The organism is Exiguobacterium sp. s21, from assembly GCF_018617975.1.
Taxonomy (GTDB): domain Bacteria; phylum Bacillota; class Bacilli; order Exiguobacteriales; family Exiguobacteriaceae; genus Exiguobacterium; species Exiguobacterium mexicanum_A.
The window spans coordinates 1-13034 of the sequence record NZ_JACSLF010000014.1; the positions used below are offsets into that span (position 1 = coordinate 1).

The 13034-nt window shown below is 54.1% G+C and carries 13 protein-coding genes and 1 pseudogene; 8 read left to right on the top strand and 6 right to left on the bottom strand.

What is annotated here, in order from left to right; all coding sequences use genetic code 11:
- Positions 1-90 precede the first annotated feature (90 nt).
- The 5 genes from mutL to KNP06_RS13330 form a co-directional block, all read right to left on the bottom strand.
- Positions 91-1893: a DNA mismatch repair endonuclease MutL gene (gene mutL, locus KNP06_RS13310; RefSeq protein WP_214789387.1), complete on the bottom strand. Its 1803-nt coding sequence runs from the start codon at positions 1891-1893 to the stop codon at positions 91-93.
- A gap of 4 nt (positions 1894-1897) precedes the next feature.
- Entirely contained in the window at positions 1898-4423 is a 2526-nt protein-coding gene (mutS, locus tag KNP06_RS13315; RefSeq protein ID WP_214710999.1) for a DNA mismatch repair protein MutS, read from the bottom strand.
- A 54-nt stretch (positions 4424-4477) separates the two neighbouring features.
- Complete coding sequence (locus KNP06_RS13320; protein WP_021067281.1) at positions 4478-4909, bottom strand: YlbF/YmcA family competence regulator; 432 nt, start codon at positions 4907-4909, stop codon at positions 4478-4480.
- Positions 4910-5010: 101 nt separating this feature from the next.
- Positions 5011-5439: a GNAT family N-acetyltransferase gene (locus KNP06_RS13325; RefSeq protein WP_214710998.1), complete on the bottom strand. Its 429-nt coding sequence runs from the start codon at positions 5437-5439 to the stop codon at positions 5011-5013.
- 16 nt (positions 5440-5455) lie between these two features.
- Positions 5456-6919, bottom strand: a complete 1464-nt coding sequence (locus tag KNP06_RS13330; RefSeq protein ID WP_214710997.1) for a phytoene desaturase family protein — start codon at positions 6917-6919, stop codon at positions 5456-5458.
- Positions 6920-7060: 141 nt separating this feature from the next.
- Between KNP06_RS13330 and KNP06_RS13335 the strand changes: the two genes are divergently transcribed.
- The 7 genes and pseudogenes from KNP06_RS13335 (at position 7061) to KNP06_RS13365 (ending at position 11400) form a co-directional block, all read left to right on the top strand.
- Positions 7061-7561: a hypothetical protein gene (locus tag KNP06_RS13335; RefSeq protein WP_214710996.1), complete on the top strand. Its 501-nt coding sequence runs from the start codon at positions 7061-7063 to the stop codon at positions 7559-7561.
- 16 nt (positions 7562-7577) lie between these two features.
- Positions 7578-8024, top strand: coding sequence for a GNAT family N-acetyltransferase (locus KNP06_RS13340; protein ID WP_214710995.1), 447 nt, complete (start codon positions 7578-7580; stop codon positions 8022-8024).
- A gap of 13 nt (positions 8025-8037) precedes the next feature.
- Positions 8038-8559 carry a DNA topology modulation protein gene (locus tag KNP06_RS13345; RefSeq protein WP_214710994.1) on the top strand — a complete coding sequence of 174 codons (522 nt, stop codon included), beginning with the start codon at positions 8038-8040 and terminating at the stop codon, positions 8557-8559.
- Positions 8556-9278 (top strand): nucleotidyltransferase domain-containing protein, encoded by a 723-nt coding sequence (locus KNP06_RS13350; protein WP_214710993.1) that lies wholly within the window; start codon positions 8556-8558, stop codon positions 9276-9278. The genes KNP06_RS13345 and KNP06_RS13350 overlap by 4 nt, the downstream gene beginning before the upstream one ends.
- 9 nt (positions 9279-9287) lie before the next feature.
- Positions 9288-9422, top strand: a pseudogene (locus KNP06_RS15355) (P-loop nucleotide/nucleoside kinase family protein); the annotation flags it as partial.
- Between the two features lie 218 nt (positions 9423-9640).
- Positions 9641-10399 (top strand): transporter substrate-binding domain-containing protein, encoded by a 759-nt coding sequence (locus KNP06_RS13360; protein WP_214710991.1) that lies wholly within the window; start codon positions 9641-9643, stop codon positions 10397-10399.
- Positions 10396-11400 (top strand): pyridoxal phosphate-dependent aminotransferase, encoded by a 1005-nt coding sequence (locus KNP06_RS13365; RefSeq protein WP_214710990.1) that lies wholly within the window; start codon positions 10396-10398, stop codon positions 11398-11400. The genes KNP06_RS13360 and KNP06_RS13365 overlap by 4 nt, the downstream gene beginning before the upstream one ends.
- Before the next feature lie 33 nt (positions 11401-11433).
- On the opposite strand, the gene KNP06_RS13370 is transcribed toward KNP06_RS13365, so the two are convergent.
- The gene (locus KNP06_RS13370; RefSeq protein WP_214710989.1) at positions 11434-11988 is read right to left on the bottom strand and encodes a maltose acetyltransferase domain-containing protein; all 555 of its coding nucleotides are present in this window, start codon (positions 11986-11988) and stop codon (positions 11434-11436) included.
- Between the two features lie 90 nt (positions 11989-12078).
- On the opposite strand from KNP06_RS13370, the gene KNP06_RS13375 reads away from it, so the two are divergent.
- Positions 12079-13002: a DUF7916 family protein gene (locus KNP06_RS13375; protein ID WP_034777393.1), complete on the top strand. Its 924-nt coding sequence runs from the start codon at positions 12079-12081 to the stop codon at positions 13000-13002.
- Positions 13003-13034: the final 32 nt, after the last annotated feature.

Here is a 13034-nt window from a genome sequence, read left to right on the forward strand (position 1 = left end):
TTCACTCCCAATATGATTTAGTCCAGTGTACACAAAAACCCTGAGCAGTAGACTTTTTTTTAGTGTCTACTACTCAGGGTACAGTTTATGTCACATAACGCGTTTAAATAGCTTCTCGAGCTCGTACGTGCTCCACTTCACTAAAATCGGACGACCGTGCGGACACGTGTACGGAGACGTCGTCTGATTCAAATCGTGAAGCAATTGCCGCATCATCTCGTGGTTCAACGGATAGTTCGCTTTAATCGACCGTTTGCACGCCATCAAAATCGACGCATCTTCCCGATATTTAGCGATGTCAATAAAGCGATCCCGAATCGCCATCTCTATCAAATCACGGACCGTTCCTTCTAAATCATGTTGCGGGTACCACGTCGGAATCTCTCTAACGAGGAACGTATTACCGCCGAACGGCTCCAATTCGAGACCTGCTTCTTTTAAAAGCGGAGTGACTTCTTCAATCGCGAGCGCCTCTTCTTGCGTGAACTCGAGCGTGAGCGGAAGCAGCAACAATTGGTATTCCTTGTCAGGATTCCCGAGCTGCTCGTAAAACAACTCATATTTGATTCGTTCCTGGGCCGCGTGTTGGTCGATGACGTACATCCCGTCCTCGGCACCACAGACGATATAACTCGCATGCAATTGACCGATGACGTCGAGCGGCGGCAACCGCTCTCCTTTCGTCTCGATTGTTTCCGATTCGACCGTCGACTCTGTCAGCTCAGGCGCTTCATTGACGAGCGGGGTCGGCGACCAACGACTCGGTGACGTGACAGGCTCACGTGGAATTGGATAATTCCACGTCGGCGCTTCTTCCTTGACCGGCGTCCGTTCAACCGTGAAATCAAGTCGCTCTTGTTCGGTCCGATTGACCGGTCGCTCTTTCGGTTTGACCGACGGGATTAAACGCTGTTCCCGGAGTGTCAGTTGGACCGTCTCACGAATCAATTGACAGAGCTCTTTCTCTTTTGAAAGCCGAACTTCTCGTTTCGTCGGGTGAACGTTGACATCGATTAGCATCGGGTCCATGTTCACTTCGAGGACAGCGATCGGATAACGACCAATCGGTAGCAGCGTGTGGTAGCCTTCGAGCACACTTTGGGTCAACGCAAAGTTCTTGATGCTCCGACCGTTCAAGATGAGCGTCACGTACTGCTTGTTCGACCGGGTCACTTCCGGACGGACGAGATGGGCGCTCAAACTATAGTCGTTCGTCTTACTCGACGCCGTGACAATTTGGGCCGCGACTTGACGCCCGTAAATGGCGAGCATGACTTGTTTGATGTCTCCGTTCCCGCTCGTCCTGAGCAGCTCCTTGTCTTCATGGAACGCCGTGAGGCGCACTTCCGGGTGGGACAAGGCGATCCGGTTCAACGTGTCGGTGATGCTCGCCAGTTCCGTCGCGGACGTTTTCAAATACTTCAATCGGGCTGGTGTATTATAGAACAATTGACTGACGGCTATCTCCGTCCCGACGTTCGCCGCGGCCGGTGTTTGCGCCGTGACAACGCCGCCTTGAAGCGTCATCTCGAACCCGTCTTCCTCGGCCCGGCGTGACTTCAGCGTCACATGGCTGACCGAAGCAATCGAGGCGAGCGCCTCCCCACGGAAGCCGAGCGTGCGAATCCGGAACAAGTCGTGCTCGTCCCGAATCTTACTCGTCGCATGACGTAAAAAGGCGCGCGGGGCGTCCTCTTCATAAAACCCGTGCCCGTTATCGCGGACTTTAATGAGACGGATGCCCGCTTCCTCCAAATCGACTTCGATCTTGGTGGCGCCGGCGTCAATCGCGTTCTCGACGAGCTCTTTCACGACCGAGGCCGGTCGCTCGACGACTTCGCCAGCCGCGATTCGGTTGGCCAGTTGTTCCGGTAACTCCTGTATGATTCCCATCGACTCACCCCTTCTTCGCGGATTGTTGGAGCGCATAGAGCGCTTGCATCGCCTCGATCGGGTTCATCGCCAACAAATCGAGTTCGAGCAATTGTCGTTTAATCTCGTCTTCCGCCTCAAAGAGCGATAGTTGGGCCACGGGTTCTGCCGTTCCCGGATGTTCAACAGCTGCCCGTTCCGGTTTCGAGTCCGTCTCAAGTTGAGACAAGATGGTCCGCGCTCGTTCAATCAAATCACGGGGCAATTCAGCGAGCTCAGCGACATGAATCCCGTACGACTTATCGGCCCGCCCCGGATGTACTTCATGTAGAAACACGACACGCCCGTCTCGCTCGATGGCGCGGACGTGCACGTTCTCAAGAGCAGGGATCGTGTCTTCGAGCACGGTCAGCTCGTGATAGTGGGTCGAGAACAACGTCTTCGCTCCAATTGTCGAAGCGATGTATTCGACGATAGCCTGGGCGAGCGCCATGCCGTCATACGTCGATGTCCCCCGACCGATCTCATCGAGCAAGATGAGGCTGTGTTCGGTCGCCTCTGTCACCGCTTGGCGTGTCTCCGTCATCTCGACCATGAACGTCGACTGACCGCTCACCAAGTCATCGGCCGCACCGATGCGGGTAAAGATTCGATCAAACAATGGAATCTCAGCCGCTTCAGCCGGCACGAACGACCCGATTTGATGCAAGATGGCGATCAAGGCGAATTGACGCATATACGTCGATTTACCGGACATGTTCGGTCCGGTGATTAAGAGCATGCGCCGCGTGTAGTCTAGCGTCAAATCGTTGGCGACGTATTCACCGCGTGGTAGCACCGTCTCGATGACCGGATGGCGCCCACGATCGATTTGGACGTTGTTTGACGTCGTCGGGCGGACGTAGTCCCGTTTTTCGGCGACGATGGCGAGCGCGAGCAAGACGTCGAGCTCACTGAGCGAGCGCGCCAGTTGTTGGAGCGGTTTCGTCTCTTGCTTGACTTGGTCACGCAAGGCGACGAATAAATCATACTCGAGCGTGCAACTCTTCTCTTCAGCCCCGAGAATGAGCGCTTCTTTCTCTTTTAACTCGGGTGTGACGTAACGCTCGGCGTTCGTCAGCGTCTGTTTCCGTTCGTAACGTCCCTCTTCGAGCAGGCGGGCGTTCGCTTTCGTCACTTCCAAGTAATAACCGAAGACACGATTATAGCCGATTTTCAGCGACTTGATGCCGGTCGCGACCCGTTCCTGTTGCTCGAGATTGGCAATCCATGTCTTTCCGTTCGCTTTCGCCTCGAGCAGTTCGTCGAGTTCGGCCGAATAGCCGGCACGAATCATCCCACCCTCTTTAATCGAGATCGGTGGCGCCTCGACAAGCGCTGCCTGGAGCATGCTGGCTAAGTCGTCGAATGTGTCGAGCGTATCATCGATTTGACGAAGCCGTGAGGCCGTGACGCCTTCGAGCAAGGCCCGCACCGCCGGGATGCGCTCGAGTGTGTTCCGAAGTTGGACGAGGTCACGGGCGTTGGCCGTCCCGTAACCGACTTTGGCGACGAGCCGTTCGATATCGTAGACGTGACGTAGCTGTTCACGCAACTGGTCACGAAGCATGAAGTCATCGACCAAGTTCTCGACCGCATCTTGTCGGTCCCGAATCGCCTGCTCGGTATAGAGCGGCTGTTCGAGCCAACGTTTCAGCAACCGTCCCCCCATCGCCGTCGTCGTCTCATCAAGCAAGGCGAGAAGCGACCCTTTCCGTTCACCGGACCGGGCCGACCGAAACAATTCCAAGTTCCGGGCCGTGTTGGCATCGAGTTGCATATGGGCCTCGACTTCATAGGCGACGGCCGGTTGGAGATGATCGAGGGCGCGTTTTTGCGTGCGCGTCAAATAAGCGAACAGCAATTCAAACGCGCTCACTTGCGCCTCGTCTTTCGCTCCGCTCGACAACGGGCTCGCTAGCCGCTCTGTCTGGACCGACAACGGGATGCCTAGCGGAGCGAGTTGTTGTCTTAATTCGTCGTCGGCAACAATAATCTCACTCGGCGCTAGCCCTTCCACTTCTCGTGACACAGCTTCTTGCGATGACAACGTCGTTAACCATGACTCACCTGTCGTCACATCGCCGCGGGCAATCCCGAAACGGCCTGCTACGTTCACGACCGATAGTAAATACCGGTTCTCTTTCTCACCGAGTGCAGCCATGTATGTACCCGGCGTGATGACTTGGATGACTTCACGTTTGACGAGCCCTTTCGTCGCTTTTGGATCTTCCATCTGTTCACAGATGGCCACGTTGAACCCTTTTTCGATCAGCTGTTCAATGTAGATAGCGGCAGAGTGATGTGGTACGCCACACATTGGAATCGGGTGCTCAGCGTTCTTCCCGTTTTTCGCGGTCAATGTCAACTCAAGTTCTTTGGCGACGATTTGGGCATCTTCAAAGAACAGCTCGTAAAAGTCACCTAGCCGGTAGAAGAGAAAGGCGTCTGGATAATCGGCCTTGATTGAAAAGTATTGTTTCATCATCGGGGTTTGATGTATCGTTTCCATTCGTGTTCACCTCTAGAAATTAGAACAGCTGACCAAAGGCCAGCTGTCTGTTTGTTAGTATCCGCAGCCGCCGCGTGATTTCTCCGCTGCCATACCGCTTCCTGTTTTACCCGCTAGAACGTCACCGTCCGTCGACTCGATAATGCGATCTGTCACCGAGTTGGCGAGTGTGACCGTCACGTATTGAAGCAAATCGTTCACTTCGACTTGCGTCTCCTGAAACGCCTGGACAACCGGGATCGAATCGAGTTCGTCCATCGCCTTGTCGATTTTCAGCTCGACTTTGGCGAGTGCTTCCGTCTTCCCGTAGTGCTTGCAGTTGACGGCTTCTTTTTGTAAGTATTTGATACGTTTGATCAACGTTTGAACGCGTTCACTTTCGTTCACTTTCGTTTCCGCTTCTTTGAAGCGGGCCACTTCCGGCGTGCTCGCCAATAAGTCGGCTAATTCTCTCGCTTTTTGAATCACAGTTTGATCAGTCACCATCGTAAACCCCTTTGCTCTCTATGATTGAACGCACGTCTTGACGCACGCAAGTATTCCTCATCATTCTACCACGAACTTATGGCAAACGGTACCGCATCGATTCACTTCGAGACGGTCGCCATCCGAACCATATCGACGTGAGGAATCCCGTCCTCTAAGTACTCCTCGCTCGTTCGTGTGAACCCGAAGCTCGCATAGAACGGCTCCACGTATGTCTGTGCTTGCAAGTACAAATCGCGATCCCCAAAGTCAGCCACGGCTTCTTGCATCAAACGCCGCGAATGGCCTTGTCCCCGATGCGTCGATTTCGTGACGACACGGCCGATGGCGACCGGCGACTCCTCCTCGAGGACACGTAGCGCCGCGATCGGGCGACCATCAGCCTCAATCCAGTAATGGACCGCCGCCACGTCTTTCCCATCGACTTCTTGATATGGGCAATCTTGTTCCACGACAAAGATTTCGGTCCGGAGCGCCAATAACTCATAGAGTTCTCTCGTCGTCAATTCGTCAAACCGTTTTTTATGCATCTCCACTTGTCTCCCCTCATAACTTCGAACCGAGCGCTCGGGCGACATGAAGCCCGCTCGTCATCGCCCCGATTGTGCCTGCCCCCGGAAATACTGTATCCCCGCAGACATACAGGTTCGGCAAGGTTGTCCGGTAGCTCGCCGCATGGAACAAAGCTTGTTGCGGTGTTTGGGCATAACCACCGACCGCGCCGTGCGGACGTTTCGTATATTTCACCCACGCCCCCGGTCCTCCGGGCAACATGACAGACGATTCGCCGTTCCAGTCCGGGAACGCTCGACTCACAACCGAGACGAGGCGCTCGGTCCAATCTGTCTCTAGTTTCTCATACGTCGCCTTGTCTTTCCAAGCCTGCCACTCTGTCAAATCGATATGGGTCGAGACGGTGACGGTCCGTTCCGGTCGCTCGGTCCGGAGCGAATCATCTGCGGCTGACATCGAGATGAAGGCGTGTCCTGACGGTAAGTCATCGCTATACACTTGTTGGAACAGCGGACGGTTCATGCATATCGCTTCGGGTAACGTGACGTACAGACTGAACGTTCCCCATTGCGAGCGCTTTAAGTGACGCCCGTACTGCTTGCTGAATTGACGTGACGTATCTCCGCTCAGCAGTTGAGCGGTCGCCTCGAGCGGGATGGCGGAGACGACGACATCGACGAGGTCGAGCCGGCCCCGCCGATCGGTCAAGAGCCAACCGTCCGCCACGCGCTCGAGTTTGACGATTTGTCGTCCGAGAAGGGTTTGTCCGCCGTCTTTTTGAATCGAGCGCTCCAAGGCGTGAGCGAGCGTGTACAAGCCGCCATCGATGTAAAATGCCCCTTCGTGGTAAATCGATAACGCGACGGCCGCGAGCAAGTGACTCGCCTCGCGAGCTCCGGTCTGAAGACTATCGAGCAAAATCCCGTCGATGACCCGTTCGAACGCCGTCCCGTTCAATCGATGCCGTTTTAACGTTTTACCGAGCGGCCGGTATAACTTCCGAAACGCACGTAGTTGCGTCGGTCGAAAACCACGTATCGCAACCGATGCGTCATGAATCGTTCGAAACGGCAACGCCGGTAGCGTCTCAAACAAAGGACGGATCGTCTCAAAATCGGTCCATACTTCATTCAAGAAGGCACGAATCCGCGGAGCGAGCTCGGGAAATGTCGATTCAAGTTCAAGTAAAAAACGAGTCGGGTCTTGATAATAGCGGACCGTTTTCCCGTCCACATGAATCTGCATCACCTCGGTTAACGGGCGAACGTCAATCGTTTCACCTAAGTAGGACAAGACTCGCTCATGCAGGCCGCCTGGTTCAAATCCCATCCCGAGCGTCGCCCCGGCTGGGAACCGGTAGTCACCGCGCTCGAACTTACCGGCGCAACCACCCCACTCCTGCGATGATTCAAACACCGTCACGTCATGACCAATCCGACTTGCCAACGCCCCGGTCGTCAACCCGGCAACTCCTCCACCGATAATCCCGATTCTCATTCCTCATCCCCTCCTGACTTCATCATACATGGGTTCCTTGTATCCGAGATGTTTCGACGTGTTTCGGCAACATATTCAAGCTTTAGGCAGGGTTCTGCCAGAAGATGGCGAAAAAAATCGATAAAGGACAGGTGAAACTATATGCGAAGTCGGGTCATCATTTATCTGCTCATCCCTATCTTAATTTTTATCGGCATTCTCATCACCCCGCCATCGGAAGAATCACAAAAATTGGCCACGATGACGGCTGTGAATATTCAAGAGATGATTCCGTATGAACGCGAGTACACGGCACAAAAAGTGTTACTCAAGGAAGTGAACGATGGCCGCGAGGCAATTATCGAGGAGTGGCGACTCGAACGCGGGGCGCGCACGACTTATAGTTACGTGTTACGACTCCAAGGGTTCGATACGGTGATTCAAGTCGATGCTGGGGCGGCCAACACGCGTTCGGACGGTTATTATGCCATGCAGGCGCACAGTCCCGTCTTCGAAGCGGACGAACCGCTGTCGACCGGTTATCCGATTGTACTCTTCGCCACCGAGCAGCGGCTCGTTTTAAACCAGATGGAAGTACGCGTCCTATACGAAGAGGACGGTGTCATTGAAAAATGGCGTATCCTTGAATCCACAGACTCCTAACAAAGGCGGAATCGATATGAATCTCACGTTTCAACGAGCAACCGAATCACAACTGACCGAAATTTATAGTCTTGCAGGTGTCAACCGCGAAGAAGCAACCAATCACGTCTCGGCTGATAGCCGGGAAAAGATGATTGAAGCGTACGAACACTCTGCGAAATTTGGTGCCTATTTCCTCTGTCTCGTCGATGGTGAGACGCTCGTCGGCTGGACGCAAATCGATAAAGCATTCGACTATTTGACGGGTGCAGAGGTCGGTTGGGTGAACGACCTGTATATCAAGCCCGCGTTTCGCGGTCACGGCTATGCCAAACTATTGATGCGAGAAGCACTCGATACGTTCAAACAGATGGGCCATACTGATGTGCGCCTGAACGTGTATGCTCACAATCAAACGGCGATGCAACTATATGAACAACTCGGTTTCACAGACGTCAGTAAATTTATGAAGATTGACATTTGAAAGGTGGTATTCGATGCAAAAAATACTTCTCATCGGCTCAGGCGGTTCGGGCAAATCGACGCTCGCCCGCGTGTTGGGAACCCAACTCGGCATCGACGTCCATCACTTAGACGCCTTACTATGGAAACCAAATTGGTCACCCGCCACACGGCAAGAACAAATTAAAACGCAGTCCGCATTGATTGGATGCGATTCATGGATCATCGACGGCAATTACGGGAGCACGCTCGATTTGCGCCTTCATGCTGCCGACACGATTGTATTTCTCGACTTGCCGAGGATCATTTGTACGTATCGCGTCTTGAAGCGCATGCTTTCCTATCGTGGCAAGACACGTCCGGACATGGGCCCAGGTTGTGAGGAACGGTTTGACCCGAAGTTCTTGAAATGGGTGTGGGATTATCCGAAATCGCAACGCCCGAATGTGATCAACCGATTGCAAGCCCTTCCTGATAACAAACAAGTCATCATATTGCATTCACGGACAGAGGTTCGTGACTTTATAACGCGCGTCGGTACGGAGCAACACCTATGATTCCTAAACTTGAACCAATTGTAGCAGCGAAGACGTTCGTCACAACGCGTTTCCCCCACTGTCGGGCCGCACTGCTCGCCGGGAGCGTCGTCCGTGGTGAGGCGACCGAGACGTCAGATTTAGACATCGTCATTTTCGACGACACGCTCGTCTCGTCTTTTCGGGAATCGTTCATCGAGTCCGGATGGCGCATCGAGCTGTTCGCCCATAACTTGACGTCGTATCGGACGTTCTTCGAGCAAGATTGCCGACGTGCCATTCCGTCGTTGCCGAGAATGGTCGCCGAAGGGATGGTGATGAAGGATACGGATGTCATCGAAAATATCAAGCGTGAAGCGAGAGCCTTGCTCGACAGCGGGCCCGAGGCTTGGGTGGACGAGACGATCGAGATGAAACGATACTTTCTGACCGATGTGCTCGATGACTTGATTGGATGCACAAGTCGTGCAGAGGGCTTGTTCATCGCGAGCGCCCTCGCCGCATTAGTCTGTGAGTTCATCCTGCGCACGAATCGACAATGGATGGGCTCCTCCAAATGGACATACCGCGCTCTCGACCGCTACGATACGCATGCAGCCCGAGAGCTCGTCGCTGCCCTCGAACGCTATTATCAAACGAACGAACCCGACGCGCTCATCCGTTACGTCGATGAGACGCTCTCCCCGTTCGGCGGCCGGTTGTTCGCCGGATTCAGCCGCGGGAAATCAAACGAAACGTGAGGGTACTCCATGTTCTTTCTTCAAATGTCCGGTTTCCCTGGGTCCGGCAAATCGACGCTGTCTCGGGAAATCGCTCGACGACTGGATGCGGTCATCGTCGATCACGATGTCACGAAGACGGCACTGCTTAAATCGACTTCACAACACCGTTTATGCATACGCTTACAATTGATACGGACTGCCCCCTCGAGACGTATTTACCCGACGCCATCGCCTATCTCCAGGCGATGGATTGACCACCTGATGCATCCTGTGACTTTTTCTTGGATGTATTTTTTTTAATCGTTTTTGTATTTTTATGCTTTACAATTAATAATCATACATATACACTTAGTCTCATATCTTGAAGGAGGAATTCATACATGAAAAGGTGGGTCATTACAGGGGGATTAGTGGCAAGTGCATTACTAGCAGGATGTAGCCAAGAGACGACGGGCGAAGAGAAAAAAACACTCGTCATGGGGACGAGCGCCGATTACTTCCCGTATGAGTTTGTCGATACGGCGAACGGGGATGAGATTGTCGGATTTGATATCGAGATCGCCGAAACCGTCACGGAACGCCTCGGCTACGAACTCAAAATTGAAGACATGGACTTCGGCAGCCTGCTCGGGGCACTAAACGCCGGACGTGTCGACTTCGTTATGGCCGGTATGACGCCGACCGAAGAGCGGAAAGAAAATGCCGCCTTCTCGGATATCTACTTGTCGGCGGCGAACTTAGTCATGACGAAAGATGAGTCACTCGAGTCGATTGAGGCGCTCGCCGGCAAGAAAATCGGCGTCCAAACCGCTTCGATTCAAGAGAACATCGCCAAAGACCAAGCTCCGGAAGCAGAGCTCGTCTCATTGAACAAGATTCCAGAGATCGTCCAAGAGTTGAATACGGGTCGGATCGACGCGATGGTCATCGAGGACACGGTCGCCCAAAAATACTTGGACCAAGATGCCGGACTGTACACGTTCGCCTTGAAAGAAGATGGCGAGAAAGGTTCAGCAGCCGCCTTTAAATTGGAGGACGACCTTCGCGATCAGTTCAACGAGGAGTTGAACAAGATGATTGACTCAGGTGAAATCGACAAACTCGCCAAAAAATGGTTCTCGATGGAGCCGACGGAATGAGACCAGTCTCGCTGCCGATTTATCCAGTCACCTATCTAGACGGGTACCGTTTGAATCAAAACGAGAGTCAGTTCCCGGTGCCGTCCCGCCTCTATGACCAGCTCGCGACGATTTCGTTCCAAGACTTGCATGAGTATCCGATCCAACCGATTGACGAGTTGTTCACCCGTTATGCGGCCTACGCCGGTGTCGAGCCGAATCAATTGCTCGTCGGTTGCGGCAGTGACGAGATGATTCACGTCGTCACCCAGGCGCTGTTGGCACCGGAAGACGTCGTCTTGTCACCGAGCCCGGATTTCGCACTCTATCCGATCTTCACGACAATCGCGCACGGCCGGCACGTGCAAGCCGATGACCTGTCGTATGACGCACTCGTCCAGGCGATCACGCAACACACACCGAAGCTGTTGCTGTTGTCGAACCCGAACAATCCGACCGGAAAATTGTGGAGCGTCGCTGAATTGGCCGAACTCGCGGGACTCGTGCCGTACTTGATCGTCGACGAAGCCTATATCGACTTCACACCGACGTCGAGCATGGTGGCCCATCTTGATTCATTTGCGAATGTGATTGTACTGCGGACGTTATCGAAGGCGTTTGGCCTGGCCAACGTCCGCCTCGGTTTCATGGTCACGACGACCGAACTCGCCGCTTATTTCCGTCAGTTCGTCCCGCCATTCAACATTAGCGGTGTCAGCGCGAAAATCGCCAACATCTTTTTACAAGATGCGACGTATCTCGATGAGGCCATCGCATGGCACGCCGACATGCGCGGACAGTGGACCGACTTGTTCGCCACCATCGGACACGTCCATCCCGCCGAGGCGAACTTCATTTACGTCACGCTCGATGAGCCGGAGGCCGTCTGGGCCCACCTCGCCGCGCATGGGGTTCACACATCGAAACAACCGAACGGGATTCGCATCACGCTCGGCAATGAATCTGCTCTCGAAGCAGCACGTCAGGCACTGGTCACCTACGCGTCACAACCGACAGCATAAGCAAACGACCCGACATCACGTCGGGTCGTTTCGTCATGGTATGAACTTGAGCACTTTTGCTGGATTCCCCCCGACGACGGCACGGGCTGGCACGTCTTTCGTCACAACGGCGCCAGAGGCGATGACGGCATCGTCCCTGACTGTCACCCCTGGGTTTAGAATGGCACCGCCGCCGATCCATACCCGATGTCCGACCGCGACCGGTTTCCCGTATTCAAGACCCGAGATCCGTTCGGTCGGGTCGAGCGGATGCGTCGCAGTATACACATGGACACCCGGCCCGAGCATGCAATCGTCACCGAATGTGATCGGACAGATGTCGAGGAATACGCAATCAAAGTTAGCGAAGAACCGTTCTCCGAGATGAATGTTATAACCGTAGTCGCATTTGAACGTAGGCTCCAAATAAAACGAACTTCCGGTCGAGCCGAACAGCTCCGCTAACACTGCTTTTCGGTCGTCGAGTTCATCGATCCCGGATCGATTAAATCGTTCCGTCAAACGCCGGGCCTGACGCCGGTCGGCGACGAGTTCCTCGTCCCCGGCCAAGTAAAGCTCGCCCCGAATCATCTTTTCTTTTTCAGTCATCTGCATCTCCCCCTATTCTGTCATCATTATAGAGGAATTTCTAGCGAAATGGGGAATAGGAACATGACGAACTAGAGGAGGAATAGACAGATGAAACGAATTCTTGATTGCAGAGCCAGTGATTTCTTGACGTTCAACCGCTCGGATTTGATTGGATCGATTCGCAAAGCCGAAGGCCGGACCGTACTCGCCGAAGTCATCCCGACCGTACAACCACTCTATCCGGAAGTGACGAACGCCGAACTCGCGCGGGCGTTCGGTGCCGACATGATTCTTTTGAACATGCTCGACGTGTTCCACCCGTACATAAAAGGTCTCGAAAGCCACGCCTTGTTCGGAAACATGCCGGGCGAGACGATGTCTGACAATCCAATCATGGAATTGAAGCGGCTCGTCGGTCTCCCGCTCGGGGTCAACCTCGAACCGGTCGACTTCTCTGAGAAATCGGAGGATATGTATGATGTGAAACAAGGACGGCTCGCGACACGGGAAGCGTTCGCTAGAGCGTCAGAGCTCGGCATCGACTTCATCTGCCTGACCGGAAACCCGAACACCGGGGTGACGAACGAGGCGATCGAGCAAGCCATCATCAACGCGCGCCAAGAGTTCGCGGGCGTCATCATCGCCGGGAAGATGCATCAAGCCGGCGTCGGCCGTGTACTTGATCAAGAGGCGTACGTCCGTTTTGCTGAAGCCGGGGCCGATATTATCTTGATTCCAGCGCCCGGCACCGTTCCTGGCGTCCGTGAAGATGAATTCTATGAAGTCACGCGCGAGATTCAGGCGTTGGATAAACTCGTCGTCGCCGCCATCGGCACATCACAGGAAGGGTCCGATGAAGCGACGATTCGTGACATCGCCTTGTCCTCGAAGCGCGGTGGGACGGACATCTTCCATATCGGCGATGCTGGGCTGTCCGGAATCGCCACACCGGAGAATATCCAGGCGTTATCGATTGCGATTCGGGGACGGCGCCATACGTACATCCGTATGGCCGCCTCGGTCAACCGCTAATCAAAAGGAACGAAGCCGATTGTGGCTTCGTT